Below are 26,455 nucleotides of genomic sequence, written 5' to 3'. Positions count from 1 at the left end.
GAACCTGGCGGCGGCACTCCGGGTCCTGTCGGGGCACCGCCGTATATTCAAACTTGTTTGATGATCAATCTTCATTGATTACTATATGAGCTAGCAAAACCGAGGAGGAACCATGAGTGGGATGCCTTACCACCCGGCCGCCGTGGCGCTGCAGACCCTGTTCACCCTCGCCACCGAAACTGAGCGCGAGATTGCCCGCGGGATGGGCATCAACCCCACTGACTTCCGCGCGCTGTCAGCTCTCGAACTCGCCGGACCGCTCACCGTGGGAAGGCTTGCCGACGAACTCGGCGCAACGGCCGCCACCACCACCGGGATCGTCAACCGGCTGGAGAGCCGCGGCTACGTAGTCCGGCACCGCGGCACTGACGACCGGCGCCAGGTCCAGGTGAGCGCCACACCAGCATCCGCTGAGGGGATCATGGCCTTGATGCGGCCCCTGATGACCGCCACGGACCAGCATCTCCAAGCTCTTCCCGCCGCAGAGCAGAAGGCTGTTACTGACTTCCTCGACGCGGCCCAGCATCTGATGCGCAGCCACCTCCGCACACTTTCCGAAAAGGACACCCGATGAGAGAGTTCACCACCCCGCTGCTGGTGGAGTCCTCCCTTCACCGGAACGCCACCGACGTGTTGATGCAGCGGTTCCGGACTGACCCGGGCCACGTGGCCTTCGAGGTACGCGCCCCGGACGCCCCGATCACGGAACCGTGGCGCCGGGTGACTACCGGCCAGTTCGTGGACGAAGTACGGGCCCTGGCCAAGGGCTTCATCGCCGCCGGCCACCAGCCCGGCGAATCGATGGCCATCATGTCCCCCACCCGGTACGAATGGGCGCTGGCCGACATGGCAGGGTGGTTCGCCGGCGCCGTCGTGGTCCCGATCTACGAGACGTCGGCGGCTCCCCAGGTGACCGCCATCCTCGCCGACGCCGATGTGCGGCTCGCCATTGGCGGCACAGCGGAGCACGCCGTCCTCCTGGAGGGCGGATTTGAGGACGCAGGGATGCCCCGCCTCGGGGTTTGGACGATGGATGCCCGTCCGGGCGCGGATCTGAAGGAACTCGTGGCCCGCGGCGCCGGGATCACCGATGATGCGCTGGAGGAGCGGCGCCTGCTGGCAGGCCTCGACTCGGTGGCCACCATCGTCTACACCTCCGGCACCACCGCCGCACCCAAGGGCGCCCTGATCACCCACGGCAACTTCGTGCGCCATGTGCTGAACGTGGCCGCCGCCTACACAGGGGTGGTCCGTGAGGGCGGCAACACCATCATCTTCCTGCCAATGGCCCACGTGCTGGCCCGCGGACTGCAGCTGATCTGCCTGGCCAACGGCATGGGCATCGCGCACCTGTCCGATCCCCGGGAGGTGGTTCCCGCACTCGGGGTCCTGCGGCCCACGTTCCTCGTGGTGGTTCCACGCGTTCTGCAGAAGATCCAGGCGTCCGCAGCGGACGCCGCGGCGAAGAAACACCTCGGACGGGCATGGGCGTCGGCGCAGCGCACCGCGGTGGCGTGGGGCCGGTTCGCCGAAGCCCGCGACGACGAGGCGGGACGGCTCAGCCTCACGGGCCGACTGAAGGACGTCATTGTCACCGCCGGGGGCAAGACCGTCTCCCCGGCCATCTGGGAGGGCTACGTTGAGGGCGACCCCCTTGTGGCGCATGCCGTGATGGTAGGAGAGGGCAAACCGTTTCTCGGCGGACTCGTGCTGCTCGATCCGGAGTCCGTCGCGGCCTGGGCGGAGCGCGAAGGCATCACGGACCTGACCCGGCTGCGGCTGCCGGACGACGGCGGCGCGCTCCAGATCGACGACGCGCGGCTTCTGGCCGCAATCGGCAACGCCGTGAGCGCCGCCAACGCGAAGATTGCCCGGTCCGAACGGGTGCGCCGCTTTGTCCTGCTACTCACCGACATCAGCGAGGCCGGCGGCGTGGTGACCCCCACTATGAAACTCAAGCGTGCCGCCTTCGCCGAACGCACCCAGCACATCGTCGACACCCTCTACGCCCAGCCAAGGAGCCAAGCATGAACACTCGGGTCAAAAAGTGGCTGCTGGCCTACGCGGTTACCGCCGTGGTCTTCGCCGTCATCGACGTCGTCTGGATCCTCACCGTGGCAAACAGGCAGTACGAAAGCCAGATCGGCGGCCTGCTTGCACCCAGCGTCAACGCCACCGGCGCCGTTCTGTTCTACCTTGTCTACGTCATGGGAATCGTGCACTTCGGCATCCGGCCCAACGACGCCGATGCCACCATGCGCCAGCGCGTGACCGGAGCTGCCCTCTTCGGCTTCTTCACCTACGCCACCTGGGCACTCACCGCGCTCGCCGTCCTCAAGGACTTTTCCCCCGTAGTGGCCGTGACCGACATCGTCTGGGGCGTCGCGGCGTGCAGCACCGTCACCTGGCTCACGGCCACCGTGCTCCGGCCGGCCCGTGCCAGGCAGCGCGCGTCCTAGTCATCAGAACCCTTTGGCCGCCCACCGCCGCGCTCGTCGCCGTCCTGGCGGGCCTCGCCGTCGCCGCGTCCGACGCCGAAGCTGGCTCCGGCCGTCGTCGAAGACGGCCGGAGCAGCTGCCTTCAGCCGAACAACGCAGCCTGGATGCTGCGGGGAGGCGACCATTTCACCGGAACACGCCGTGCGGTTTCACCCCCTAGCAAAAATACGGAGGTCACAGGACAAAGCGGCATAGGGTGCCGATAGGATCGGGCCGCAATCCGCATCACCCGCTTTTTTGGCGTTGCCGGGCGTCATGCTCGGGACCAGGCGGCGCGCATCGCTCAGGCCCTGGCCGCAGGACTAGGCAGCCGTGGCGAGACGGGGGTCCTGGTGCTCGCCACGGAGGAATTCGTGGCGCTGCCCTTGGCGGTCCGCTGTCGGCTGGAGGACCTGCGTCCTGACATCGACATCCGTTACTCCACCAAGGCAATCGCCGAACGGATCGCTTAGCCCGGTTCATCCAGCGCGGCGATCGGTGAGCGGGTACTGTCATTGGCGCCTGGGCGGGCCGGAAACGTAGCACTAGTGAGCATCGATCTGCTTGCGTTCCATGAAACCTACTATTTCCGTGAAATCGAGCAGCGCGGCTCGTTGCCGGCCACCGTCGCCTACGCCCAGGAGCTGGCATCCCAGGCCCAGCGCAGCGACAACCCTGAACTCCAGTTCGCCGGACGGATGCTCCACGCGGCGCTGGACGGACTCGCGGACGTCCTTCGCGGCAAGTTCGGCCATTCAGGAAGCACCTCTTCTCATGTGTTCGACAGTTACGAGCTGCACCACCGTCATCTCCGGCGCGGGGAACCCGGCGCGAACTAGCGTGCGGGTAAGCCGTTACTGCGTAGGCTGCCGTTCTGACCGCGCTCAAGGGTGATTTCCGGGGGCCCGCGTTATGATCTCGCGTAGCCGCACTGAAACCGGCTCCCGCCTGGGTGGCGGGAGCCGGTTCTCTCCGCCGTGTTAGCCGGCGGCAGCGATGCTTTGCGTCGTTGACCGGTGCCCGGCCTACGAGCGCTGGGAGATGTTGATGATGTTGCCCTCGCTGTCCAGGAACCAGGCTGCCTTCCCCCAGGATGCGGTGGCAATGCCGTTCTCCGTCTTCAGACCGGGGAAATCGTACTCTTCAAAGACGACGCCGCGGCCGCGCAGTTCCTCCATCTCGCCTTCGAGATTGTCCGTTTCCCAGCCCATCTGGGTGTTCTTGGCTGTCCCGGCATTCTCTGTCTGGTAAACGAGGAAGCGGGTTCCTTGGCCGCAGGTGTACATCGCACTGCCTTCCTCCATGGATTCGGAGGGTTCGATTCCCAGCTTGTCCCGGTAGAACTCCTTCGCCCTGTTGATGTCCTTCGCGGGGAGGACAGCCATGATGTTTGAATCCTTGAGCATGATGATTCCCTTCAGTGCGTTGTTGATCGCAGCGATGGCGTTACTCCCCCCGGTTTCGGTCCCCGGAAGCTTTCTCCGCAGACCGTGACCGCCCCTTGCGCCGAGCCGGGGCAGCCACCTGGGACCCTTCAACGCCGTGCCACTTATCACCCGCGCGAGGGGTCCCCGAAGCTTATGCGGCCATTATGGACCGATGTGGACCTGTGGAAACAGGGCTGCCTGGTATCCGCCTGACATCTTGAGCGCAGCGCCGCCGTGCCGGCAACCCGCTTCCGTCAGCGTCCGCAGGGTGACACAGTTGAAGGATGAATGGGGAAACTGGCGGACTGGTCCTGAACCTCGAATACACGCTCGACGCTCCCCCGGAAGAAGTCTTCAGGATGCTGACGGAGTCGACCGAACTGGTGAAGTGGTGGGGTCCGCACGGCTTCACCATCCCTGCCGCCGAACTGAACCTCACGGAAGGCGGCCGCTACGGATTCCGCATGGCGCCGCCGGACGGCGAACCGTTCCACCTCTCCGGCGAGTTCCTGGAAATCGATCCTCCCTGGCGCCTGGTGTACACGTTCCGCTGGGAGGAACCGACGCCGGACGACCGGGAAACCGTCGTCGACCTCGCGCTCGGAAGTACCGGCGAAGCCACGCGCCTGGTGCTCTCGCAGGGACCGTTCCTGACGGAGGAACGGCTGGCCCTGCACCGCAACGGATGGACCGAGTCGTTCGAGAAATTGCAGACGGTATTGAACAGCCGCACGTGACGCCGTGCGGGTGCTGCGCGACCGATGACGCCTTGGGAACGTTGCCGTCATGGCAGATTTCAGTCAATCCGGCGACCTCCTGGAGCAGAATTCGCCGACGTGAACCTGCGGGGAGCAGGTGGCTTCGCAGGAGGATTTTGTAGCCGGGGTCGGCCGCTCGTCCGCGCTGAATTGTTCACCGCAGGTCCAGTTCCCCGCACACGGCAGTCCATCTGGCTTCCCTAGGGTTGTCGGGTCGTCGGCGCAGCGCCGGCAACCGTCACCCAGGAGGAACCATCACCATGCGCACAGTCCTGACTGCCGCGGCCACCGCCGCGCTCATCGCCGCCCTGGCGGGCCCCGCCGTCGCCGCGTCCGACGCCGAAGCCGGCTCCGCGCCGTCGTCGAACACTGCCGGAGCAGGTGCCGCAGAGGCGCCGGCCAGCATCAAGACCAACGAGAGCAACGGGTCCTTCGACCTGCAGGCACACCGCGGAGGCCGGGGCCAGTGGACCGAGGAGTCCCTGGCCGCGTTCGGCAACTCGTTGAAGCTGGGCGTCACCACCCTGGAACTCGACACGCACCTGACTGCCGACGGCAAGATCATCGTCTGGCATGACGACACCATCCAGGCGGACAAGTGCGTGGACACGGCGCCGGCCGCGCCGGGCGACGCCGCCTTCCCCTATGTCGGCGACCGGGTTGCCGACCTGTCGCTCGCCCAGATCAAGACGCTCGACTGCGGGTTCACCCAGCTCAAGGGGTACCCCGAGCAGGCCGTGATCGGGGGCAACCGGATCGCCGAACTCAAGGACGTTTTCCAGCTGGTCCACGACGCCGACGCCAAGAAGGTCCGCTTCAACATCGAGACCAAGGTGGAGGACGGGAAGTCCGGCGGCGAGGGCATGGTGGCCCTGACCAAGGCCGTCGTCTCCGAGATCCAGGCCTCCGGCATGGCGGACCGCACCACGGTGCAGTCGTTCGACTGGTCCTCGCTGAACCTGACCAAAAAGCTCGCCCCGGAGCTGCCCCTCGTTGCCCTGTCCAGCGGCGACGCCTGGCTCGAGGTCGGCCAGCCCGGCGCCAGCCCCAACCTCGGCGGCATCGACATCGACACTTACGACGGATCCCTCGCCAAGGCAGCGGCGGCCCAGGGCTACGACGCCGTCTCCCCCGCGTTCCGGTCCGTCACCCCCGGGATGATCGCCGACGCGCACCAGCTCGGCCTGCCGGTCATCCCCTGGACGGTCAACACCACCGCGGACATGAACCGGCTCATGGACCTTGGCGTGGACGGCATCATCACCGACTACCCCACCCGCCTGCGCACCGTCATGGAAGAGCGCAGCCTAAAGCTCCCCAAGGCCTACCCGGCCAACAGCTAGCAAATCCAACGCGGGGTCACTTCGCGCCCATAAATCCCCTCCGGATGGGCCGTAGGTGACCCCGCGTTGCTTTTGATTGCCGGCGGGAGGGGCCTCATAAATCCCATGTAAAACGGGCCGGGCCGGGCGTATGCTCCTCGCATGGGACCTGCTCGGGCTCGTCCCGGGGTCGTGTTCCTCGCGCACGGAGCACAGATCGACAGTACACAGATCGACAGTGCACGGATCGACAGTGCACAGATCGAGGCGGTGGGCGGAAATGGACGCTGAAGTGGACACGCTCGTGGTGGGCGGAGGCCAGGCGGGCCTGGCCATGAGCTACTGGCTCGGCCGGGCCGGCGTCGGGCATCACGTGCTGGAACGGCGCGCCGCCCTGGGCGGTGGCTGGCAGGACCGGTGGGATGGGTTCTACCTGAACACCCCGAACTTCTCGCTGTCCCTGCCGGGCATGCCCTACTCGGGCGCGGACCCGGAGGCCTTCATGCCGCGGGATGCCGTGGTGGACTATTTCCGGCACTACGCGGAGGCCATCGGTGCGCCGGTCCGCACCGGCACGGACGTCACGCGCATCGCCCCCGCGGACGGCGGCGGCTTCGACGTCGAAACAACCCAGGGCGGCTGGCGCGCCCGCAACGTGGTGCTCGCTACCGGCGGCTTCCAGAAAGCGAAAATCCCGGCGCTCTCCTCCCAACTGCCCGGGCACATCCTGCAACTTCACACCAACGAGTACCGCAACCCGGGCCAGCTGCCGGACGGCGCCGTACTGATTGTGGGGACCGGCCAGTCGGGCGGCCAGATCGCCGAGGAGCTGCTGGCGGCCGGCCGCGACGTCCATCTGGCCGTGTCCGCCTGCCCGGAGGCCCCGCGCCGGTACCGCGGCAAGGACACCTTCTACTGGATCATGCAGCTCGGCCTGCACGGCCCGGAGTACGGGCTGAACGGCCTTACCGTGGCACAGCTGCCCTCCCCCGCCGCCCGGTTCGCCTGCAACCCGCTGCTGTCCGGCGCCGACGGCGGCCATGACATCCACCTGCGGGACCTCGGCCGCCGCGGCGTCCGGCTGCACGGCCACCTGGAGGGAGCCGACGACGGCGACCTCGTCTTCAGCGATGACCTCCCCGAACGTCTCGCCACCGTTGAGGCCGGCTTCAGCCAGCGGCTCCGGCCGATGCTCGATGCGTACATCGCCGCAGCCGGGATCGAGGCGCCGGAGGCTGAACCCCGGCCGGCCGACGCATGGCTTCCCTCGGAGCCAGCGCGGCTGAACCTGGCAGCGGAGGGCGTGACGTCCGTCCTGTGGGCTACCGGCTACCGGCTCGACTTCGGCATCCTCGACATCGCGGTACTGGATGAATGGAACTACCCCCGCCACAGCCGGGGCGTCACCGAACACCCGGGCCTCTATGCCGTCGGACTGCCGTGGCTGACCGGGCACAGCTCGGCGATCGTGGCCGGCGTGGGGCGCGACGCCGAGTACGTCGCAACGCACATTGCCGGGCGCTGACGCTCCGGTTCCGGCAGCGGTGATGCGAATAGAACCGCCCCTGCGTCCCAAAGCACAGGAATCTGGACGGCCCTTTTCGACCTTGAGGATCTAAGCCTGCAGCACCGGGCTCGGCGACATCTCCGCGGCCTGGCGCAGGGCCTCGATCATGCTGCGCACGTCCACGATGCCCTTGCCGGCGATGTCGAAGGCCGTGCCGTGATCCACAGAGGTGCGGATCACGGGCAGACCCACGGTGATGTTGACGCCGGCCTCGATGCCGAGGACCTTCACGGGGCCGTGGCCCTGGTCGTGGTACATCGCGACGATGAGGTCGAAGTCGCCGCGGCCGGCCAGGAAGAACGCGGTGTCCGCCGGGAGCGGGCCGCGGGCGTCGATGCCGTCGGCCTGCAGCTTCTCGATGGCCGGGGTGATCTTCTCCGCTTCCTCGCCGTAGCCGAACAGGCCGTTCTCCCCCGCGTGCGGGTTGATGGCGCAGACGCCGATCTTGGGGTTGGCGATGCCGGCGCGCTGCATGGCGCTGTAGCCGCGCCGGACGGTGCGTTCCACGAGTCCGGGCTCGATCTTGTTGATCGCATCGATCAGGCCGATGTGCGTGGTGACGTGGATGACCTTGACCTTGGGGGTGGAGAGCATCATGGACACTTCGTCAATCCCCATGAAGTGCGCCAGCAGCTCCGTGTGGCCCGGGTAGACGTGCCCGGCCTTGTGCAGCGCGGCCTTATTCAGCGGCGCCGTGCAGATCCCCTGTACCTCCCCCTTCATCCCGAGCTCGCAGGCGATCCGGATGTAGTGGTACGCGGCGTTGCCGGCCTCGGCGGATTCCACACCCCAAGGCAAAGCGTGCGAGAGCAGCTTCGGATCAATCACATTGATGCGGCCCGGTTCAAACACGGCCTCGGCCACGTCCTGGATCTCCACGATGTCCGCCTGGACACCCAGCGCCTTCGCACCAAGCTCCAGCCGATACACGTCCCCGATGACCACGGGACGGCAGTCCCGATAGGCGTTCTCGGCCAGCAGCGCGCCCACCGTCACTTCGGGGCCGACGCCGGCGCCGTCGCCCATGGTGACGGCGATGACGGGGCGGGTGTCCTGTTCGGTGGCATTCAACTCGGCGGCTTTCAAGACTGAATTCATGGTTTCTCCAGATTTTGCGGAAGGGTCGAGTGGTTCTTGGCGTGCAGTGCCCGCCGGTTTAGTGGCCCGGCGGCTTTGGATTGAGCGGTAGAGCTGCAGCAGGGCATGGTCATCGCCGAAGCTGCCGGGCTTGGTGCCCACCAGCCTGCCGTCGTCGGCGAGGCTGACCACCGCGCCGTGCTGTTCGGCGCCGAGCGGCTCCAGCGCCCGGATGCCGAGGCGCTCCAGCACCTCGCGGGCGGTCTCGCCGCCGGTCAGGATGAGATCGGGCAGGACGACGACGGCGGCAGGTCCGTCGGGCGCCGCGCCGTGGGGGTCCAGAATGTTGGAAACGAAGCGCCCCAGGTTCCTGACGATCGCGCCGGCCTCGCGGGGATCCACCGTCTCGGCGACGACGGTCAGGGCCACCGGCTCGCCGGCGGCCAAGGTTTCGCGGACAACGCTGAGAATGCGGGCGGATTCGGACTCACGCAGTTCCTCCGGGCTCAGCCCGATAAGCGTAAATCCCCCGGCCTGAAGCTCCCGCAGTTGCCTGCGTGCGGCCTCGGACGCGGAGCCGACGACGGCGAGCACTGGCCGGGCGTGACGGTTTTCAGTTGAGTCTGAGGTGCCGGAGTCTCCTTCGACAATCTGCGCGTTCTGCGCAAGGACCGGGGCTCCCGTGGCCACCACCGAGTTCCCTGCAGACCACAGCGTTTCCGCGAGCACTGCAGCGATGCCGCCCGTACCCACCAGGACGATCCTTCGGCCGCCGGCGGCATACTCCAACTGCGCCAGGGCTGCGACCACGGTCTCCAGGTCCGCCTCGGTTTCCCCATCGGCCACCACGGTCACGGCTTTATCAACGGAGAACAACTCACGGAGCGTGTCTGAGAGGTTCGGGGAGCGGACCGCGGCGAGATCCAGATCCTGAACGGAACCCTGCGGGAGAACCTCCGCGATCCGGGAAGGCGGAGCAGTTGCCTCAGCCTTCCAGAGTCCGGTTTCGACCAGCGGCACACCGTCCGCGTAGGGACGCCCGTCCACCACGGTCCGCCGCAACTGCGGGAGCGCACCAGCAATCAGCACGTGGTAGCCGAGGTCCGTCAGGGACGCCACTTCGGCGCGCACGTTGCCCCGCCACAGCGAGTCGATCTTCTTGAACAGCACAGGCGTCTGGGCCGCTTCCTGGCCTTCAAAGACCCGGGCCACGGCGCCTGCAGCATCCTCCGAGGAGGAAGCCCTTGAATGGGTGTCAACGATAACGACGTCGGAAGTCGCGGAAGATGGTTCGAGCTGGATCCGGGTGTCGAACCCCTGCCGGGCAAAGCACTCCCCTGCTTCGGCGGCGCCGGAAAAGTCGTCGGCCTGTACGAGCACTGTTGCCATGTCTCCCTCCTCCCTTGGATCGGACTGGTCCTGGAGACCAGCAATGAAGCTGGTCATCGAACTCGCAATCGAGCTGTCGATGTCCTCATCATGACACAGCTGCGCGAATCGCGCTAGAACTGTTGCGCGAATCGCGCAAACGTGGCAAGGTGATCCATGTAACACGGCGCAGGCCATCCGGCCGCCAGCCGTCCCCGTTCAACCGAGAGGTCAACGATGACCGTTCTTCCTCAAGGACCCGAGATTTCCCGGCGCCGCCTGCTCCAATTTGGCGGACTGGCCGGACTTCTCCTGGGCACAGGCACCGTCGCAGGATGTGCCGGCCCCACCGGCCTGCCGGGACCCAGCACCTTGACCCTGGCGCTCAACCGGTCCCTGGTCAGCCTGGACAACAAACTTAACCAGTTCGACGCCGCCGTCACGGTCCAGCGCGCCGTTCGCCAGGGACTCACGGCCATCGGCCCCGAGACTAAGCCCGTCCTGGTCCTGGCCGAAAGCTTCGTCATGACCTCCCCCACGGTATGGACCGTCCGGCTGCGCGAAGGTATCAAGTACTCTGACGGCACTCCCCTGAAGATCGAGGACGTCGCCACGGCCCTGAAGATGTACCAGCAGGTCCAGGGCTCCTTCGTGGCCGGTTTCTTCCCCGAGTTCCCCACCGTGGTGCCCGTCGATGACCGCACGTTCCGGATGGAATCCAAGAAGCCCATCCCCATCCTGGACTCGCTCATGAGCATGATCCTGATCAGCCCCGCGGCCAAGAACAAGCCTGAAGAACTGCAGGACGGGGTGGGCACCGGCCCGTACGTCGTGACCAAGTTCAACCGCGGCGCCGGCACCTACAGCCTGCGCCGCAACGAAAACTACTGGGGCACCCCACCCGCGGTGGACACCGTCGAGGTCCGGTTCCTCCCGGAGGAATCCAGCCGCGTCATCGCGCTGCGCAGCGGCGAGGTGGACGTCATCGACTCCATCACGCCCGACTCGCGCGAACAGCTTGCCGGACTTCCCGGCGTCGTACTCAAAGAGGCATCCAGCCTGCGGCTGAATCAGATCTTCTACAACTTCCGCAAGCCGGCGGGGCACCCGCTGGCCGACGTCCGGGTCCGCGAGGCCCTCAGCTGGGCCGTCGACGGCGAGGCGCTGGTCAAGAACGTGCTGGTGAACTCCGTCAGCCAGGCCGAGGGCGTCACCCCCTCCAGCCTGACCGGCTTCGCCAAGACCGGCGCTTACGTCTACGACCCCGAGAAGGCCAAGGCCAGGCTGAAGGAGCTCGGCGTCACCGACCTGACCCTGAAGATCATCTGGGAAACCGGCGAATTCGCGTCAGACACCTCCGTCATGGAGGCCCTGGTGGAAATGTTCGGCAACATCGGCGTCAAGACCCAGCTCCAGCAGTTCGAACCGGGCGGCAACATCCTGGCCTGGCGCCAGGGCAAGGAAGGCGACTGGGACCTGCTCGGCAACGGCTTCAGCAGCCCCACCGGCCTGGCCATCACCATGATGCAGGGCATGTACGCCGGCACCGCGGAGAAGGAAAAGTCCCGCGACACCTACCAGGGGTATGTAAAGCCCCAGGTGCAGGCCAAGATCCAGGCCGCCGCCACCGAGGTGGACCCCGTGCGCCGGCAGCAGCTGCTCGCCGTCGCGCAGCAGGCCATCTGGGACACCTGGCCCTGCGCGTGGGCGTTCGTGCCCAAGTCCGTGCTGGCCCACCGGGAGCGCGTGGGCGGCCTGTCGCTGGCACCCACCAACTCCTACCCGCTCTCTAACGTCCGGCTGGAGGCCTAGACCATGACGAAATACATCCTCAAGAGGCTCGGGCAGGGCCTGCTGACCGTGTTCCTCACGGTCTCCACCGTGTTCATCCTGATCCGACTGGCCCCGGGCGACCCCGCCGTGGCCTACGCCGGACCGCTGGCCACCACCGAGGAACTGGCCAAGGTCCGCCAGCAGTTCGGCCTGGACCTGCCCCTGATCGAGCAGTACTGGATCTTCCTGCAGCAGCTGTTCACCGGCAACCTCGGCACCTCGTACTCCTTCCAGGCCCCGGCCATTCAGGTGGTGCTGGAACGGATGCCGTACACGCTGACCCTGGCCACGGCCTCGATCCTGCTCACCGCGGTGGTCGCCATCCCGCTGGGCGTCTGGATGTCCCGCCGCCCGGACACCAAGAGCGAATTCGGCGTCAACGTCCTGACCATCGCCGGGCAGTCCATGCCGGACTTCTGGACCGGCATCATGCTCCTCACCTTCTTCGCAGTCCTGGTCCCTATCTTCCCGGCTTCCGGCTTCGCCACCTGGGGCGGCCTGGTCCTGCCCACAGTCACCATCGCCATCCTGCAGATCGCCCTGATCTCCCGGATGGTCCGGCGCGAAATGACCACCAACTTCGCCGCACCCTACCTGACCGTGGCCCGTTCCCGCGGCGTCCGGGGATCCCTGCTGACCTGGCGCTACGCCATGGGCAACTCGGCCATCCCGGTCTTCACTGCCCTCGGCACCCGCTTCGCGGCCATGCTCAACGGCGTGGTGGTGGTGGAGGTCGTCTTCGCGTGGCCCGGCGTCGGCTCCCTCGTTGTCCGGGCGCTGGAGACCCGCGATTACCCGCTGATCGTGGCCACCGTCCTGGTCACCGCGCTGCTGGCAGTCGCCGTCCAGCTGGTCATCGACCTCGCCTACCCCCTGCTTGATCCCCGCGTTCGTCTTGGAAAGGCGGCCACAGCATGAGCCTCAGCGACACCGCAACCTCTTCCGCAGGAAAACAATCAGGAAACCCCGCAGGCCTCGCCGACGAGGCATCTGCCCGGAAGCCCTCCCCCAGCGCCGTCACCAAGGAACTGATCGCCAAGGCCGCGGCCACCCGCCGCCGGATCTCCTCGAAGGTGAAGATCCGCACCGGCATCATCTGCACACTGCTGGTGGCCCTGCCCATCCTGCTGGCCCAGGTCCTGCCCCTTCCCAACCCCAACCATCAGGACCTTGCCCAACGCCTGCTTTCGCCGCTGACGGACGGACACCTGTTCGGCACCGACCAGCTGGGCCGCGACCTCCTCTCCCGCGTCCTGTACGGCGGGCAGGTCTCGCTCACCATCGGCGTCCTCGCCGTGGTGGTCTCCGGCATCCTCGGCGTCATCGCCGGCGCAGCCGCCGGCTACTTCGGCGGCAAGCTGGACACCGTGGTCTCCCGCCTGATCGAGGCGCAGATGTCCCTGCCGCTGCTGATGATGCTGCTGCTGGTGGTGGCCCTCTTCGGCCCGTCCATCCCCGTCATCACCTTCGTGATCGCCATCGCCCAGTGGCCGGAAGTGGCCCGCCTGACCCGGTCCATGGTGCTCGTGGAACGCGAAAAGCCCTACGTCTCCGCCGCCCGGATCCTCGGCCTGCACCGCGTGCAGATCCTGATCCAGCACATCATCCCCAACGTCATCAAGCAGGCCACGCTGGTGGTGCTGCTCCTCCTGGCCCAGGCCGTGCTGCTGGAGAGCGCTCTGAGCTTCCTGGGCGCCGGCCCGCAGCGCCCGTTCGCCACGTGGGGCCGCATCATCTCCGACGGCCAGGACTACATCACCACTGCCTGGTGGCTGGTGACGCTGCCCGGCCTGGTAATCGTCCTCATGGTGGTGGGCGTGAACCTGCTGGGCGACGGCCTCCGCGACCGTCCCCGCCGCAAGAAGAAGGGTGCCTGAGATGAACTTGCATTCGGAAATGACTGCACAGCCGCTTCTGGAAGTCCGCGACTTCCAAGTAGAACTGATCACCGACGCCGGCATTGTTCGCGCCGTGGACTGCGTCAGCTTCACCATCCACCGGGGCGAGACGGTCACCATCATCGGTGAGTCCGGTTCCGGAAAATCGACGACGGCGATGGGCCTCCTCCGGCTGCTGCCGGACGACCTCGCCGTGATCTCAGGATCGGTCAAGATCGACGGAGTGGACGTGATCGCCGACTCCAAGGCGATCGACAAGGTCCGCGGCAGGACCCTCGCGCTGATCCCGCAAGACCCCATGACAGCACTGAGCCCGGTGCACTCGATCGGCAACCAGCTGTTCGAGGCCATCCGGATCGCCGGCGCAGCCTCGTCCAAGGACAAGGGCGCCGTCCGTGCCCGCGCCATCCGGCTGCTGGAACAGGTCCACATCCCCACCCCGGATGCGCAGCTCAAGAAATACCCGCACCAGCTCTCCGGCGGCATGCTCCAGCGCGTCCTGATCGCCATCGCCCTCGCCAGCGAACCGCAACTGCTGGTCGCCGACGAGCCCACCTCCGCCCTGGACGTCACCGTGCAGGCCGGCATCCTGGACCTGCTGCTCGAGCTGCAGGAACAGCGCGGCATCGGCATCCTGATGATCACGCACGACCTCGGCGTGGCACGGCTGATCTCGGACCGGATCCACGTCATGAAGGACGGCTCGTTCGTCGAGTCCGGCGAGGTCCAGCAGATCGTGGACAACCCCGCCACCGAGTACACCCGCAAGCTGCTCGCCGCCATCCCCGTCCTGGGCGCCTGGGATGAAACGCCGGCGGCCAACACCGCCCTGACCACCACCGGAGCCAGCCATGAATAAGCCGTTCCTTTCCGTCGAGAACCTCGTGGTGGACTACCACGTCTCGGGCGGTACCTTCCGGGCCGTGGACGACGTCTCCTTCTCGGTCGAGAAAGGCAAGACGATCGCCGTCGTCGGGGAATCCGGCTGCGGGAAATCAACCATCGCCAAAGCGCTCATGCGCCTGGTTACGCCGACCAGCGGCCGGATCGAGCTGGACGGCACGGACCTGGCGCCGCTCAGCGAGGCCAAGCTCCGGCCTCTGCGCTCGAAGTTCCAGATGGTCTTCCAGGATCCTTACGGTTCACTGGATCCGCACCTCACGGCGCAGGAAATCGTGGCCGAGCCGCTGAAGCTTCAGGGTGTCCGGTCGCGGGCCGAGCGGCACAAGGCGGCGGCCAGCCTGATCGACCAGGTGGGCCTGCCGGTTGCATCCCTGGACAAGCACCCGTCAGAGTTCTCCGGCGGGCAGCGGCAGCGGATCGGCATTGCCCGGGCGCTGGCGTCCAAGCCCGAACTGCTGGTCTGCGACGAGGCCACCAGCGCACTCGACGTTTCCGTGCAGGCCCAGGTGCTCCGGCTGCTGAAGTCCATCCAAGACGAAACGGGCATCACCTACGTTTTCATTTCGCACAACCTCGGCGTGGTGCAGGAGATCAGCGATACCGTGATGGTCATGCAGCGCGGCAAGCTCGTGGAGCACGGAACGACGGCGCAGGTGCTGACCGCGCCGAAGGAGGACTACACCCGCCGTCTCCGCCGGGCCGCCCTGGACCCGTCCACTATGACCGGCCTGAAGCCGCGGCATATCGTCTCATCGCTGGCGCTGAAGACCGCCTGAACCCGCCTGCCCCTCTCCCCCAAACCAGCAACCCGTCAACGCAATCATGAGGAATCAACTAATGAGCATCCAGCCCGAAGGCACGCCCGTGGACGGCCTGAAGCTACCGATCTCCAGGCTCGTCCTGGGCACCATGACGTTCGGCGACACCGCCGATGAGGCCACCGCGGGACGGATGGTGGATGAGGCGCTGGCCGCCGGCATCACCACGATCGACACCGCCAACGCCTACGTCGGCGGAGCCACCGAGGAGATGCTGTCCCGCCTCCTGAAGGACCGCCGGGCCGACGTCGTCCTCGCCTCCAAGGCGGGCATGCCGCATCCGGACCACGGCCAGCACGCCCCGCTGTCCAAGGAGGGGCTGCGCAACAGTGTGGAGGGCAGCCTGCGCCGGCTCGGCACGGACAGCATCGATCTGTTCTACCTCCACCAGCCGGACCGGGCCACCCCGCTGCAGGAAACCCTGGGCACCGTGGCCGAGCTCGCCGCCGAAGGGAAAATCGGCGCCTTGGGCGTATCCAACTTCGCGGCCTGGCAGATCGCCGACGTCATCCACGTGGCCCGCGAAGTGGGCGCGCCCCGACCCGTGGTCGCGCAGCAGCTCTACAACCTGGTGGCCCGCCGGGTGGAAGAGGAATACCTCGAATTCGCCGCCACCCACCAGGTCCACACCATGGTCTACAACCCGCTGGGCGGCGGCCTGCTGACCGGCAAGCACAGCTTCGACGCCAAGCCGACCGAGGGACGCTACGGCGACTCCAAGCTCGCCGCCATGTACACCCAGCGGTACTGGGACAAGCAACTGTTCGAGGCCGTCAATGAGCTGTCACTCATTGCGCAGGAACTTGGCATTACGCTCGCCGAACTGTCCCTGCGCTGGCTCGCCTACCGCAACGGCGTCGGCTCCATGCTGCTCGGCGGATCGAAGGTGGAGCAGTTGCAGGCCAATATCGCCGCCGTCGCCAAGGGTCCGCTGCCGGAAGCGGTGTCCGCGGCGTGTGACACCGTCGGCGCCGGCCTCCGCGGCCCCATGCCCGCCTACAACCGCTGATACGAAACCGTTCCCCCGACTGAAGGCAGAAGACACGACATGACATCTGAACTCGCTACCGAATTCGCCCGGAAGATCCGCGCCCGGGAGCAGGCCGTCGGCTACTGGGCCGTCCTGGATGCGCCGGTTGCCACCGAGCGCATCGGCCGGCTCGGTTATGACTACGTGGCGCTGGACGCGCAGCATGGACTGCTCGGCTACTCGGGCATCCTGAACGGGCTCATGGCAATCGACGCCGGGCACACCGCCGTCGGCATGGTGCGGGTGGAGGACAACAACCTCACCGCGATCGGCAAGGCGCTCGACGCCGGCGCCGTCGGCGTGATCGTCCCCCTCGTCAACACCGCGGCTGACGCCGCCGCCGCCGTCGCGGCAGCCAAGTACCCGCCGATGGGCGGCCGGTCCTACGGCCCCATGCGCTCCGCCCTGCGGATCGGCCCGGTTCCCGCCGACGCCAACGCCGCCACCCTGGTCTTCGCCATGATCGAGACCCCCGACGGGCTGGCCAACGTCAAGGAAATCTGCGCGACGCCGGGACTGGACGGCATCTACGTGGGCCCCTCCGACCTCGCCATCGCCGTGGGCGCCGCGTACCCCGGTGACCCCGCCGTCGAAACCGAGTTCAACGCCGCACTGAAGACGATCGCCGAAGCCGCGGCGTCCGCCGGCGTGGCCGCTGGCATCCACACCCCGGCCGGTGAGGTGGCCGCGCTCCGGCTGCGCCAGGGCTACACCTTCACCACCATCGCCTCCGACCTGACCCACCTGGAGCAGGTTGCCAAGGCCCACCTGGCTGCCGCAACGGCAAAGGACTGAACCGTGACTTCAACAGATGCGCCCGCAACTGACTCGACCCGCACTCAGGCTCCCGGCACAGCCGCTGGCTACGCCACCATCACGCCCGACGGCGAAGTGAAGGAGGCAGGCGGCAGCCTGTATGCGTACCTGCCGGCGCCCACCGTACAGAGCCACGCCGCGAACCTCCTGACCCTCCCGGACGGCCGGCTCGGCTGCGTCTGGTTCGGCGGTACGCAGGAAGGCGTGCCGGACATCTCGATCTGGTTCTCCACCTTGGAGCCCGGAAGCCGCCAGTGGTCGCCGGCCGAGCAGCTCTCCGACGACTCCACACGCTCCGAACAGAACCCCATCCTGTTCGCCGCCCCGGACAACCGGCTCTGGCTGCTGTACACCGCGCAGAAGGCCGGCAACCAGGACACCGCCGAGGTCCGCCGCCGCATCTCCACGGACAGCGGCCGGAGCTGGGGCCCGGTGGAGACCCTGTTCCCCGCCAACGCAACCGGCGGCGTGTTCGTCCGGCAGCTGCCCGTGGTGCTTCCTTCCGGCCGCTGGATCATCCCGATCTTCCGCTGCATCACCACCCCCGGCGAGAAGTGGGTGGGCAACAGCGACGACAGCGCCGTAATGATCTCCGACGACGCCGGCGCCACCTGGAGTGAGCATGTCCTGCCGGGAAGCCTGGGGTGCGTCCACATGAACATCCAGCCGGTGGCCGACGGGTCCCTGCTGGCCCTGTTCCGCAGCCGGTGGGCGGACTCGATCTACGAATCCCGCTCCACCGACGGCGGCACCACCTGGAGCGAGCCCGTTCCCACCGAGCTGCCGAACAACAACTCCTCCATCCAGTTCACCGCCCTGGCCGACGGCCGGCTGGCCCTGGTCTACAACCACAGCCGGGCCGAGGCCTCCACCGAACGGCGGCTCTCGCTCTACGACGAGATCGACGACGACGGACTCGCCGAGGAACAGGGGCAGATCACCGAGCCGGTGGTTACCGACGGTTCGGTTCCAGGCTCTGCCGCTGGCGACGGCGACCGGAAGGCCTTCTGGGGCACGCCGCGGTCGCCGATGACGCTGGCGATCTCCGAGGACTCCGGCCGCAGCTGGCCCATCCGGCGCAACCTCGACGTGGGCGACGGCTACTGCCTGTCCAACAACTCCCGTGACGGCCTGAACCGCGAATACTCTTACCCGTCCATTCACCAGGGCCCGGACGGAGCCCTCAACATCGCGTACACCTACTTCCGGCAGGCCATCAAGTACGTCCGCGTGGATCCCCAGTGGACCTATGAGGGGACCAGCACGCCGGGCGGCGACGTCGACGGCGGCCAGCCTGGCGGTCGCGGGGCTGGTGACGGAGAGCAGGGATGACCGAAATGAGCGCTGAGCCAGCAGCGGCCGCTGAGCTACCAACGGCAGCGCCGCACGCCGTCGTTACCGGCTGCAGTTCCGGCATCGGCAAGGCCATCACCGTCCGGCTGCTGGCCGACGGCTGGCAGGTGACCGGGCTCAGCCGGAGCCGGCCCGAGCTCGGGCCGGGCTTTCTGTGGCGGCGGGCGGACCTCTCGGACCCGGCGTCCCTGGCCGCCTGTGTCGAGGACCTGCCTCCTGTGAATGCCCTGGTCCACGCGGCCGGCTTTCAGCGGACCGCGATCCTGGGCGAACTGGATCCCGACGCGCTGGCCGGTATGTTCACCGTTCATGTGGCGGCCGCGAGCAGCCTGGCGAACGCCCTGGTCCCGCGGATGCCGGATGGCGGCCGCGTACTCCTGGTGGGCAGCCGGACCTCCACCGGCTCCCCCGGTAAGAGCCAGTACGCGGCCACCAAGGCCGCGCTGCTGGGCATGGGCCGGACCTGGGCGCAGGAACTGGCACCGCGAGGCATCACGGTGAACGTGCTGTCGCCCGGACCGACGGACACGCCGATGCTCGCCGATCCGGGCCGGGCCGCCACACCGCCGAAGCTGCCTGCCTTGGGCAAGCTCGTGGACCCGGAGGACGTGGCGGCGCTTGCCGGCTTCCTGCTGGGGCACCACGGGAAGTCCATCACGGGACAGAACTATGTGATCTGCGGCGGCGCGTCCCTATGAACGGACACAGAGTGAACGGATGCGCGCCGGGTCCGAATAGCATGAGGACAGCAATGTACCGACGGGTACAGCTACGGATGCGGCAGCAGCCGGTGAAGGAGAGCCAACGATGACTACCGCCAAAGCCAGGCGCGAGGAGATCTACCACCTCGCCGTGACCACGGGCCTGGCGTCCGTGGAAGAACTGTCGAGGCATTTTTCCGTAACCGCCTCCACCATCCGGCGGGACCTGGCCCAGCTGAACGAGCAGGGAAAACTCGCCCGGACCTACGGAGGCGCCGTGGCTCTGGGCGCTCACCCCGAGCCGTCCCTGCGGCAGCGGACCGGCGAGGCCTTCGATCAGAAACAGGCCATCGCCGCCTGGGCCGCCGCGGAAGTCAGGGAGGGTGAAAATATCCTGCTCGACGGCGGCTCGACCGTCGGGGCCATGGCGCACGCCCTGCGGGACAGGGAGAATCTGTCCGTCACCACACCGGGCATCAACACGCTCCAGGAACTCGCCGACTCGCCGGGGATCCAGGTGGACTGTCTGGGCGGGCGCCTCCGCGGGCTTAGCCAGACGTTCGTGGGTCCCATCGCCGAGGCAGCCTTGGAACGGATGAGCTTTGACCGGGTGTTCCTTGGGGCGGACGCCGTCACGGTGGAAGCCGGCCTGTGCGAGGCCGACCAGGCCCAGACGCGCCTTAAGGAACTGATGGCACGCCGAGGCAACACCGTCTATGTCCTGGCTGATTCCACCAAGCTCGGCAAACGGCCCTTTCATGCCTGGGTCCGGATCCCGGCCCCCTGGATCCTCGTCACGGACACCCGCGCGGACCCGGAGCAGGTTGAACTCTTCAGGCAATCCGGCGTGACAGTCCAACTTGTGGACGTGTCACCGGCTCAGGCCGCCTGACGCACGACGCCGCCGTCGGCATCGCCGTCGACCACCATGTCGAAAGGCTGTCCGCGTTTCCCGAAGGGAACGTGGACAGCCATTTTGTTGCGGGCGTCGGCTTCGCTGCATGCGTCGGCCCTGTGCTCGTTGCTCAGTTCAGCCAACAGCCACGGCGCCAATCTGCTGCATGAGGCTCAGGTTGTCCGTGGTGCCCCAGTGCTCGGCCACCTTGCCTTCTTCGACACGGATGATGTCAGTGCAGTCGAACTCGACGCTCTTGCCCGTCGCCGGGATGCCGGCCAGGTCCCCACGGTGAGTACCCGTGAGAACCACGTGGCACGCTTCCATGTTTCCGGCGGCGACCGTGGGCTCGATCTCCTTGACCTTGATATCCGGGAAAGCCGACCGCATCGTGTTCACGAAGAATTTGACACCATCTTTGCCGGCAGGTTGCCCGGGGAGGGCCATTTCGTGATCCACGTAGCCATCCGTGGCCAGCTCGTCAATGAGGGCGAGGTTTCCGCTCTCTATGACGTCCTTGTAAAACCGCTCAATCAATCCAACACCTTCAGACATTTCCGACTCCTTGTGGGCGAGAGACCGACATTTGATCCCCCAGCGTTGTGCATCGGCCGCACGCGCAGACCACCCCGGAGGATCTTCCGTTCTTGGCCCCAAAGACAGGCATCAGCGGTCCGCGTAGAGCGCCGAGTAATAGTGTGAAAAAACGAGTGTGGAACGGGCGAGACGCCTCGTTAAGGCCGAAGATATTCCCGGGTCCCGAGCCTGTCAAGATGCCCACGAACACTGGGCCGGCCCGGCCGTCCGAGTAGTCACATGCGCCCCACGCGAGTACCGGCTGCGAACCATCACGTAGTAGATGGGATTTCTACAAGTAAACATAGGTACTACCTACTGGTGCCCGGACCGCCCACCCGTTCGTAGCCTTACTAATGTCAGATCATGGGGGTTGTTACAGAGGACTTTACGAATTCTGTGACGCATTGGGATGGCACATCTCGAAAGAACTGCTCTGGGGGGATTTCGGGATGGTGTCAGTCTCAATTGACGAATAAAAACGTCAGCGCGGTTCGCGCACTCCTCTCCAGGCGGGAAACGTTCGATTTGTCCTGCGCCGGAACCCGGCGCAGGACAAAGTGCACTTCTTCCCTACTATCCGTTTACGGTAAGGAGCCACAATGCGAGTTCTTGTCACCGGAGGTGCCGGGTTTCTCGGGTCTCATCTTTGCGAAGCATTACTCAACAGCGGTAACACCGTTGTTTGCGTCGATGACCTGTCCACCGGGCAGGCCAGAAATGTCGAGAAATTCCAGACGAACCCGCTGTTCACGTTTATCAATATGGATGTCAGCGCTGAATTGACGCTGAACGGCCCCCTCGATGCCATCGCTCACCTGGCCAGCCCGGCTTCTCCGCCCGATTACCACCGGCTCCCGCTGGAGACGCTCGCCGTCGGAAGCCGGGGAACCGAAAATGCGCTGCGCCTGGCTCGTGAAAAGGGGGCGCGCTTCGTTTTGGCGTCAACCAGCGAAATCTATGGTGACCCCGCTGTTCATCCGCAAACGGAAGAATATTGGGGCAACGTCAATTCCATCGGCCCGCGGAGCGTTTATGACGAGGCCAAGCGCTTCGCCGAGGCTATCTCCACGGCTTATGCGCGGAGCTGCGGAGTCAATGTCGGCATCGTTCGAATCTTCAACACCTTCGGCCCACGGATGAGGCCCGGTGATGGAAGGGTCGTCTCCAGTTTCATCACCCAGGCCCTCAATGGATCCCCGCTGACGATCTATGGAGACGGCACCCAAACGCGCAGTTTCTGCTACGTCGATGACCTGATTCGGGGAATCATCGCAATGATCCTGAGCGATGAACCCGGCCCCATCAATCTCGGCAATCCCGCGGAACACACCATGCTCGAACTCGCGCAAATGGTCCTTGAGATCACCGGTTCCACGTCGGTCATCGAATTCCATCAGCTTCCGGTCGACGATCCCACCCGCCGGCAGCCGGACATCACCCGCGCCTCAACACTGCTCGGCTGGCTGCCCCAGGTCCCCACGAGCGTGGGCCTTGACCTCACAGTGTCCTTCTTCAAGTCGCAGCCGCTCGAGGTCCGGGCCGCAGCCAAGACCGTCGCCGGCGCCCAGTTCGAGGGCGCAGCGGCGAGGATCCGCTCCGGCAATGCATTGGCCAAGACCGCCTGAAGTCTGTGCGTTCGGCTTTCAACGCACCCGTTCGTGTTGAACGCGCCCGCCAAGGGACCCTCCAAAGGCGCATCGATGTCATTGGAACGGGCTTCATTCAGCCACCGCAAGCACAGCACCCCAAAACTTTAGGAGAATCACGATGCGAATACTCGTTACCGGCGGGGCCGGTTTCATTGGCTCCCATGTTGTGGAGATATTGCTCAGACAGGGACACGACGTGGTGGTGTTCGACAAGCTCGTCAAGCAGGTACACGCCGAGAGGGGGCCGCAGTTCGTGCCGGACGGCGTCCGCTTCATCCAGGCGGACATGTTTGACAGGGCCCAGCTGATTGAGGCGCTCAAGGGAGTCGACCAGATCGTGCATCTTGCTGCCGAGGTCGGCGTCGGGCAGTCAATGTACGAGATCTCCCGCTACGTGCAGGCCAACACGGGCGGGACTGCCCTCCTCCTGGATGTCCTCGCCAACGAACCTCACCAGGTGTCAAAGATTGTCGTCGCCTCGTCGATGTCGATCTACGGCGAGGGCTCCTACACCTGCAGCGAACACGGCCTGCAGGCCCCGCGTTTGCGGTCAGAACAGCAGCTGCGCGAACACGACTGGGAACTCCGCTGCCCCGGCTGCGGCCAGGAGTTGACGCCGGTGCCGACGGCGGAATCGAAGCCGCTGTTTCCGACGTCCGTTTACGCGATTTCCAAGATGGACCAGGAGCTCCTCTGCCTGGCTGTCGGGCCCGCTTACGGGATCGACGTCACCGCCGTGCGCTATTTCAACGCCTACGGGCCGCGACAGGCTCTCTCGAATCCTTACACCGGCGTGGCGGCCATCTTCAGCGGCCGGCTCCTGAACGGCCAGCGGCCCCTGGTCAACGAGGACGGCCTGCAGATGAGGGATTTTATCCATGTCAGCGACGTTGCGCGGGCCACGGTGGCCGCCCTCACCGCCCCGCGGGCGAGCGGTCAAGCCATCAACATCGGCATCGGGGATCCGATCAGTATTCTGGAAGTGGCCACGCTCCTTGCCGAGACCCTCGGCGTGGACATTGAGCCGGAGATCACCGGCCAATTCCGTTCCGGGGACATCCGGCATTGCTGGGCCGATCCGACGGCCGCGAAAGAACTCCTGGATTTCGAGCCGGTCTACCGGTTCCGCACGCAGGGAGTGAAAGAGCTCGTCGAGTGGGTCCGGGATCAAACGGCAATCGACCGTCAAGATGAGGCCGTCGCGGAATTGCGACGCCGGGGACTGAGCGCCTGATGCACGGGGTACTTCTCACCGTCTATGGCGTGGTTCAGGTGCTTTTTCTGGTGAGCCTGCTCGTCACCATCTGGTTCCTGACCCTCAAGGTGAACCTGATTCGGCCCGCGCGAAAGTCTCATCGGTCGACGTCGGGGCCTCCTATCATCTTGTTCTACCCGGTCCTCAACGAACTCGAAGCGACAATGCGGACGACGTTCACCGGCATATCGCGGTCACACTATCCGAAGAAACTGTTGCGCGTGGTCGCCATCCCCAACGACGACGACGTCACCACCATTGCCTCGCTGCGGCGGCTTCAGAAGGAATTCCAGTTCCTGGAGATCCAGCCCGTCCCGCCGACAACTGACCCAAGCTGGCGTGCCGTCTTCTCGTCATGGGACAACAACCCCAAGGCTTATTGGTGGCATGCCGGGAAACGAACCGGGGAGACGCAGCTGCCGCCGAAGAAAACACGGCAGCTGATATGGGCGATGTACACCGTCGCCGGCAGCCATCCGGAGGCGCTGCTGTCCTATATCGATGCGGACAGCATCGTTCCGGAGGACTACTTCGAGACGGCCGCCCAGGGCATCAAGGATTACGACGTCATCCAGTTCACGAACATCTCGGGCAACCTGATGCATTCGTGGGCATCATCGTTCTTCGCCATGGACCATATCTCGTGGGATTCCACGCTGTACAAGCACATGACTGCCGGGGGAAAGCATCCGTACTATGTGCTCGGCAAGGGCCTGTTCTTCCGGGTTGCCGATTTGCTGGAAGTGGGCGGTTTCCATCCCTGGCTCACTATCGAGGATCCGGAAATCGGGATGCGGATGTGGACCAACGGCTACCGCCTGGGCGTCGTCGAATCCCCGCTCGTGGAGGAGGTTCCGGCAACCTTCAGTCAGGGAATCACGCAGCGAAAACGATGGATGGCGGGGTTCTTCCAGTCTCTGGGTGGACCACTGATCCAGATGGGCATGCCGCTGGGCAAACGGATCCGCGCGCGCCTGAATTTCGTTCCCTGCCTGTCGCTGGCCCTGAACCCGATTGGCCTGTTCGTCGGCGTCTGGGCCGTTGTGGGTGCGGTGACGTCACCGACGCAGTTCATCGGCACGCCGCTGATTGTGCTGTCCGTGCTGAACATCGTTCTCGCCGTTGCGGTGATCGGCTACGGCCAGTACCGGGCGTGGAAAATGAGCGAGCCTGTGCTGACCCGGCCGCGGGACCGGGCGCGGTTCCTGCTGCGGGTCAACCCCCTGTTCCTCATGGGGTATTGGCTGTGGTGGTCCATTCCGCTCGCCATCGGCTTCACCATGTTCCTCCGCGACACCGGGCTGGTGTGGGAACGAACCGAAAAGACCGATGCCAACCGCGAACTCCTCACGGAAACCGCAGGCGTCATTCAGGAACCGGCGGGCCGGAACGCCGAAGGGTCCGTGCCGCCGGTCAACGCGGCGATGGTGAGTGGTCCAGCGAAGTAGCTCAAACCCCAGTCCCGCAGATCTACATTCCCCAGCGGCACCGATTGCGTTCCCCCCAGGATGACATTGTTCTCATAGGTGGACACGGAGTCGGTGCTGTTGGGGGTGTTGAGCGGGCAAATCACGTTATTTCGGAAACGCACCGTGTGGTCAACTGTCCCGTCCATTTCCACGCCCCCGGAAATGGCCGGACTGGGGGTGCGCATGTTCCCAATGACGGTGTTCCGCACAACGTCGGTATTCACGGTCCCGAAGGCGTGCACCGCCCTTCCTCCACAGCCGGTAATGATGTTGTTTTCCACCAGGATCGGTTTCCGGTAGGCGTAAGTGCTCTCAATGAGATCAAGCGAAATCCCGTTCCCGTCAGTGACATAATCGAAACCGCCGCGCCGGAAACCAACAGTGCATTCGACGTCGTAAATGTAGTTCCCCACCACCCGGTACCCGTAGCCGCCGTCGAGCAGTTCACCCCCAGTAAGATCCCGGGGTGCATAAATGCTGATGCCGGAAGTGTTCTCCGGACTGTGACGGGAAGTCCCGTGAATCCGGTTGTAGCTGATATCGACGAGGTCGTGCGAGCCGTCGGCGTCAAAACAGTTGATGCCGCCACCGGGAAAGTCATGAACATTGTTGCCCCACAGAACAACGTGGTGGCTCCCGCCGTACACCGAGATTCCCGAGCAGTTGGTGTTGGCATTGTTTTGATCGCCCACAACCTCAAAGCCGAAAAGTCCTACGTATGAGGAATTCGTGATGTTGACGAAGTTGTCCGTTGGAGGGGGCACCGATATCACCGCTTCGGCTTCATCATTGCGGGTCATGATCCCGAGCCACGCGTCGGGTGCACCCCGGAAGTCAGCCACTTCGGTGTAACCGTAAGTACCGCTATCAACGAGGATCAGGTCCCCCGGCCGGGCTCGCCGGACGGCGGTATTGATCTCCCGCAAGGGCTTCTCTGCCGTACCCGGGTTGCTGTCCATCCCCTGACCGGACACGTAGAGGGTGCGGCGTCCGCATTTCACCGTCCCGAGAAACTCCTCACGTCGGGAGCCGGAGTGTTGGTCGGCCCCCACCGTTCCCGACAGTGAACGCAGCGTCGACTCCCGCGCCGGCCCCTCCAGCTGACTTTTGGCCATGAAGCCTCCAAAGGCTGCGACGACGGTGCCCGCGAGCACGGTAAGGAACCTCCGCCGGGTCACCATAGGGCGGGCGGAACCGACGGAGCGAAGCGTGGTCCCTGCTGGCGAAACGTCACGGCTGCCTCCCTCAGGGGTTACAGC

At 65.8% G+C, this 26,455-nt stretch carries 26 protein-coding genes; 21 read left to right on the top strand and 5 right to left on the bottom strand.

Annotated elements, in window-relative coordinates:
- Nucleotides 1-112: 112 nt before the first annotated feature.
- The 5 genes from LDO15_RS04840 (at nt 113) to LDO15_RS04820 (ending at nt 3,317) form a co-directional block, all read left to right on the top strand.
- Complete coding sequence (locus LDO15_RS04840) at nt 113-574, top strand: MarR family transcriptional regulator (protein ID WP_223984570.1); 462 nt, start codon at nt 113-115, stop codon at nt 572-574.
- Nucleotides 571-2,031, top strand: coding sequence for an AMP-binding protein (locus LDO15_RS04835; protein ID WP_223984569.1), 1,461 nt, complete (start codon nt 571-573; stop codon nt 2,029-2,031). The genes LDO15_RS04840 and LDO15_RS04835 overlap by 4 nt, the downstream gene beginning before the upstream one ends.
- Nucleotides 2,028-2,459 (top strand): DUF2177 family protein, encoded by a 432-nt coding sequence (locus LDO15_RS04830; RefSeq protein WP_223984565.1) that lies wholly within the window; start codon nt 2,028-2,030, stop codon nt 2,457-2,459. Before LDO15_RS04835 ends, LDO15_RS04830 begins: the two co-directional genes overlap by 4 nt.
- 258 nt (nt 2,460-2,717) lie before the next feature.
- Nucleotides 2,718-2,951 carry a TRSP domain-containing protein gene (locus LDO15_RS04825; protein ID WP_346655991.1) on the top strand — a complete coding sequence of 78 codons (234 nt, stop codon included), beginning with the start codon at nt 2,718-2,720 and terminating at the stop codon, nt 2,949-2,951.
- 75 nt (nt 2,952-3,026) lie between these two features.
- Nucleotides 3,027-3,317 carry a hypothetical protein gene (locus tag LDO15_RS04820; RefSeq protein ID WP_223984562.1) on the top strand — a complete coding sequence of 97 codons (291 nt, stop codon included), beginning with the start codon at nt 3,027-3,029 and terminating at the stop codon, nt 3,315-3,317.
- Between the two features lie 186 nt (nt 3,318-3,503).
- On the opposite strand, the gene LDO15_RS04815 is transcribed toward LDO15_RS04820, so the two are convergent.
- The gene (locus tag LDO15_RS04815) at nt 3,504-3,884 is read right to left on the bottom strand and encodes a VOC family protein (protein ID WP_223984559.1); all 381 of its coding nucleotides are present in this window, start codon (nt 3,882-3,884) and stop codon (nt 3,504-3,506) included.
- Nucleotides 3,885-4,189: 305 nt separating this feature from the next.
- On the opposite strand from LDO15_RS04815, the gene LDO15_RS04810 reads away from it, so the two are divergent.
- The 3 genes from LDO15_RS04810 (at nt 4,190) to LDO15_RS04800 (ending at nt 7,510) form a co-directional block, all read left to right on the top strand.
- Nucleotides 4,190-4,642 (top strand): SRPBCC domain-containing protein, encoded by a 453-nt coding sequence (locus tag LDO15_RS04810; RefSeq protein WP_223984556.1) that lies wholly within the window; start codon nt 4,190-4,192, stop codon nt 4,640-4,642.
- Between the two features lie 281 nt (nt 4,643-4,923).
- Nucleotides 4,924-6,006 carry a glycerophosphodiester phosphodiesterase family protein gene (locus tag LDO15_RS04805; protein WP_223984553.1) on the top strand — a complete coding sequence of 361 codons (1,083 nt, stop codon included), beginning with the start codon at nt 4,924-4,926 and terminating at the stop codon, nt 6,004-6,006.
- A 259-nt stretch (nt 6,007-6,265) separates the two neighbouring features.
- Entirely contained in the window at nt 6,266-7,510 is a 1,245-nt protein-coding gene (locus tag LDO15_RS04800; protein ID WP_223984549.1) for an NAD(P)/FAD-dependent oxidoreductase, read from the top strand.
- A 90-nt stretch (nt 7,511-7,600) separates the two neighbouring features.
- Here the strand turns inward: LDO15_RS04800 and pdxA are convergent, their stop codons facing one another.
- Nucleotides 7,601-10,018 (bottom strand): 4-hydroxythreonine-4-phosphate dehydrogenase PdxA, encoded by a 2,418-nt coding sequence (pdxA, locus tag LDO15_RS04795; protein ID WP_223984546.1) that lies wholly within the window; start codon nt 10,016-10,018, stop codon nt 7,601-7,603.
- A 216-nt stretch (nt 10,019-10,234) separates the two neighbouring features.
- Here pdxA and LDO15_RS04790 point away from each other — a divergent pair, with 216 nt between their 5' ends.
- From LDO15_RS04790 to LDO15_RS04745, 10 genes are all read left to right on the top strand, one after another.
- A complete protein-coding gene (locus LDO15_RS04790) occupies nt 10,235-11,809 on the top strand; it encodes an ABC transporter substrate-binding protein (RefSeq protein ID WP_223984543.1) in 1,575 nt (524 codons plus the stop codon).
- Between the two features lie 3 nt (nt 11,810-11,812).
- Nucleotides 11,813-12,748: an ABC transporter permease gene (locus LDO15_RS04785; protein WP_223984540.1), complete on the top strand. Its 936-nt coding sequence runs from the start codon at nt 11,813-11,815 to the stop codon at nt 12,746-12,748.
- Nucleotides 12,745-13,707 (top strand): ABC transporter permease, encoded by a 963-nt coding sequence (locus LDO15_RS04780; RefSeq protein ID WP_223984537.1) that lies wholly within the window; start codon nt 12,745-12,747, stop codon nt 13,705-13,707. The genes LDO15_RS04785 and LDO15_RS04780 overlap by 4 nt, the downstream gene beginning before the upstream one ends.
- A gap of 19 nt (nt 13,708-13,726) precedes the next feature.
- Complete coding sequence (locus LDO15_RS04775; protein WP_223984535.1) at nt 13,727-14,587, top strand: ABC transporter ATP-binding protein; 861 nt, start codon at nt 13,727-13,729, stop codon at nt 14,585-14,587.
- Nucleotides 14,580-15,407, top strand: coding sequence for an ATP-binding cassette domain-containing protein (locus tag LDO15_RS04770; RefSeq protein ID WP_223984533.1), 828 nt, complete (start codon nt 14,580-14,582; stop codon nt 15,405-15,407). Before LDO15_RS04775 ends, LDO15_RS04770 begins: the two co-directional genes overlap by 8 nt.
- 61 nt (nt 15,408-15,468) lie before the next feature.
- Entirely contained in the window at nt 15,469-16,458 is a 990-nt protein-coding gene (locus tag LDO15_RS04765) for an aldo/keto reductase (RefSeq protein WP_223984532.1), read from the top strand.
- A 39-nt stretch (nt 16,459-16,497) separates the two neighbouring features.
- The gene (locus LDO15_RS04760) at nt 16,498-17,274 is read left to right on the top strand and encodes an aldolase/citrate lyase family protein (protein WP_223984531.1); all 777 of its coding nucleotides are present in this window, start codon (nt 16,498-16,500) and stop codon (nt 17,272-17,274) included.
- A 78-nt stretch (nt 17,275-17,352) separates the two neighbouring features.
- Nucleotides 17,353-18,627 (top strand): exo-alpha-sialidase, encoded by a 1,275-nt coding sequence (locus tag LDO15_RS04755; RefSeq protein ID WP_223987093.1) that lies wholly within the window; start codon nt 17,353-17,355, stop codon nt 18,625-18,627.
- A gap of 5 nt (nt 18,628-18,632) precedes the next feature.
- Nucleotides 18,633-19,346 (top strand): SDR family oxidoreductase, encoded by a 714-nt coding sequence (locus tag LDO15_RS04750; protein WP_223984529.1) that lies wholly within the window; start codon nt 18,633-18,635, stop codon nt 19,344-19,346.
- A 109-nt stretch (nt 19,347-19,455) separates the two neighbouring features.
- Nucleotides 19,456-20,241, top strand: a complete 786-nt coding sequence (locus tag LDO15_RS04745) for a DeoR/GlpR family DNA-binding transcription regulator (RefSeq protein WP_223984527.1) — start codon at nt 19,456-19,458, stop codon at nt 20,239-20,241.
- Here LDO15_RS04745 and LDO15_RS04740 read toward each other — a convergent pair.
- The gene (locus LDO15_RS04740; protein ID WP_223984526.1) at nt 20,229-20,387 is read right to left on the bottom strand and encodes a hypothetical protein; all 159 of its coding nucleotides are present in this window, start codon (nt 20,385-20,387) and stop codon (nt 20,229-20,231) included. The genes LDO15_RS04745 and LDO15_RS04740 overlap by 13 nt on opposite strands.
- Entirely contained in the window at nt 20,380-20,799 is a 420-nt protein-coding gene (locus tag LDO15_RS04735) for an ester cyclase (RefSeq protein WP_223984525.1), read from the bottom strand. The genes LDO15_RS04740 and LDO15_RS04735 overlap by 8 nt, the downstream gene beginning before the upstream one ends.
- A gap of 623 nt (nt 20,800-21,422) precedes the next feature.
- Here LDO15_RS04735 and LDO15_RS04730 point away from each other — a divergent pair.
- The 3 genes from LDO15_RS04730 to LDO15_RS04720 all read left to right on the top strand — a co-directional run bounded on the left by LDO15_RS04730 (nt 21,423) and on the right by LDO15_RS04720 (nt 25,175).
- Nucleotides 21,423-22,448, top strand: a complete 1,026-nt coding sequence (locus LDO15_RS04730) for a UDP-glucuronic acid decarboxylase family protein (RefSeq protein ID WP_223984523.1) — start codon at nt 21,423-21,425, stop codon at nt 22,446-22,448.
- Nucleotides 22,449-22,590: 142 nt separating this feature from the next.
- Nucleotides 22,591-23,706: an NAD-dependent epimerase/dehydratase family protein gene (locus tag LDO15_RS04725; RefSeq protein WP_223984521.1), complete on the top strand. Its 1,116-nt coding sequence runs from the start codon at nt 22,591-22,593 to the stop codon at nt 23,704-23,706.
- Nucleotides 23,706-25,175, top strand: coding sequence for a glycosyltransferase family 2 protein (locus LDO15_RS04720; protein WP_223984519.1), 1,470 nt, complete (start codon nt 23,706-23,708; stop codon nt 25,173-25,175). The genes LDO15_RS04725 and LDO15_RS04720 overlap by 1 nt, the downstream gene beginning before the upstream one ends.
- Here the strand turns inward: LDO15_RS04720 and LDO15_RS04715 are convergent.
- Nucleotides 25,097-26,350, bottom strand: a complete 1,254-nt coding sequence (locus tag LDO15_RS04715) for a DUF1565 domain-containing protein (RefSeq protein WP_223984517.1) — start codon at nt 26,348-26,350, stop codon at nt 25,097-25,099. The two genes, LDO15_RS04720 and LDO15_RS04715, sit on opposite strands and share 79 nt — an antisense overlap.
- Nucleotides 26,351-26,455 lie beyond the last annotated feature (105 nt).

The sequence above is a fragment of the Arthrobacter sp. NicSoilB8 genome, from assembly GCF_019977355.1.
Classification (GTDB): domain Bacteria; phylum Actinomycetota; class Actinomycetes; order Actinomycetales; family Micrococcaceae; genus Arthrobacter.
Note: the sequence above shows the minus strand (reverse complement) of the source record. Positions and strands in the feature narration are given on the sequence as shown.

Excerpts from the sequence above, each read along its gene's own strand:
- LDO15_RS04840 (WP_223984570.1), top strand. The coding sequence starts at position 113 with ATGAGTGGGATGCCTTACCACCCGGCCGCCGTGGCGCTGCAGACCCTG.
- LDO15_RS04835 (WP_223984569.1), top strand. The coding sequence starts at position 571 with ATGAGAGAGTTCACCACCCCGCTGCTGGTGGAGTCCTCCCTTCACCGG.
- LDO15_RS04830 (WP_223984565.1), top strand. The coding sequence starts at position 2,028 with ATGAACACTCGGGTCAAAAAGTGGCTGCTGGCCTACGCGGTTACCGCC.
- LDO15_RS04815 (WP_223984559.1), bottom strand. The coding sequence starts at position 3,884 with ATGCTCAAGGATTCAAACATCATGGCTGTCCTCCCCGCGAAGGACATC.
- LDO15_RS04810 (WP_223984556.1), top strand. The coding sequence starts at position 4,190 with ATGAATGGGGAAACTGGCGGACTGGTCCTGAACCTCGAATACACGCTC.
- LDO15_RS04805 (WP_223984553.1), top strand. The coding sequence starts at position 4,924 with ATGCGCACAGTCCTGACTGCCGCGGCCACCGCCGCGCTCATCGCCGCC.
- LDO15_RS04800 (WP_223984549.1), top strand. The coding sequence starts at position 6,266 with ATGGACGCTGAAGTGGACACGCTCGTGGTGGGCGGAGGCCAGGCGGGC.
- pdxA (WP_223984546.1), bottom strand. The coding sequence starts at position 10,018 with ATGGCAACAGTGCTCGTACAGGCCGACGACTTTTCCGGCGCCGCCGAA.
- LDO15_RS04790 (WP_223984543.1), top strand. The coding sequence starts at position 10,235 with ATGACCGTTCTTCCTCAAGGACCCGAGATTTCCCGGCGCCGCCTGCTC.
- LDO15_RS04785 (WP_223984540.1), top strand. The coding sequence starts at position 11,813 with ATGACGAAATACATCCTCAAGAGGCTCGGGCAGGGCCTGCTGACCGTG.
- LDO15_RS04780 (WP_223984537.1), top strand. The coding sequence starts at position 12,745 with ATGAGCCTCAGCGACACCGCAACCTCTTCCGCAGGAAAACAATCAGGA.
- LDO15_RS04775 (WP_223984535.1), top strand. The coding sequence starts at position 13,727 with ATGACTGCACAGCCGCTTCTGGAAGTCCGCGACTTCCAAGTAGAACTG.
- LDO15_RS04770 (WP_223984533.1), top strand. The coding sequence starts at position 14,580 with ATGAATAAGCCGTTCCTTTCCGTCGAGAACCTCGTGGTGGACTACCAC.
- LDO15_RS04765 (WP_223984532.1), top strand. The coding sequence starts at position 15,469 with ATGAGCATCCAGCCCGAAGGCACGCCCGTGGACGGCCTGAAGCTACCG.
- LDO15_RS04760 (WP_223984531.1), top strand. The coding sequence starts at position 16,498 with ATGACATCTGAACTCGCTACCGAATTCGCCCGGAAGATCCGCGCCCGG.
- LDO15_RS04750 (WP_223984529.1), top strand. The coding sequence starts at position 18,633 with ATGAGCGCTGAGCCAGCAGCGGCCGCTGAGCTACCAACGGCAGCGCCG.
- LDO15_RS04745 (WP_223984527.1), top strand. The coding sequence starts at position 19,456 with ATGACTACCGCCAAAGCCAGGCGCGAGGAGATCTACCACCTCGCCGTG.
- LDO15_RS04735 (WP_223984525.1), bottom strand. The coding sequence starts at position 20,799 with ATGTCTGAAGGTGTTGGATTGATTGAGCGGTTTTACAAGGACGTCATA.
- LDO15_RS04730 (WP_223984523.1), top strand. The coding sequence starts at position 21,423 with ATGCGAGTTCTTGTCACCGGAGGTGCCGGGTTTCTCGGGTCTCATCTT.
- LDO15_RS04725 (WP_223984521.1), top strand. The coding sequence starts at position 22,591 with ATGCGAATACTCGTTACCGGCGGGGCCGGTTTCATTGGCTCCCATGTT.
- LDO15_RS04720 (WP_223984519.1), top strand. The coding sequence starts at position 23,706 with ATGCACGGGGTACTTCTCACCGTCTATGGCGTGGTTCAGGTGCTTTTT.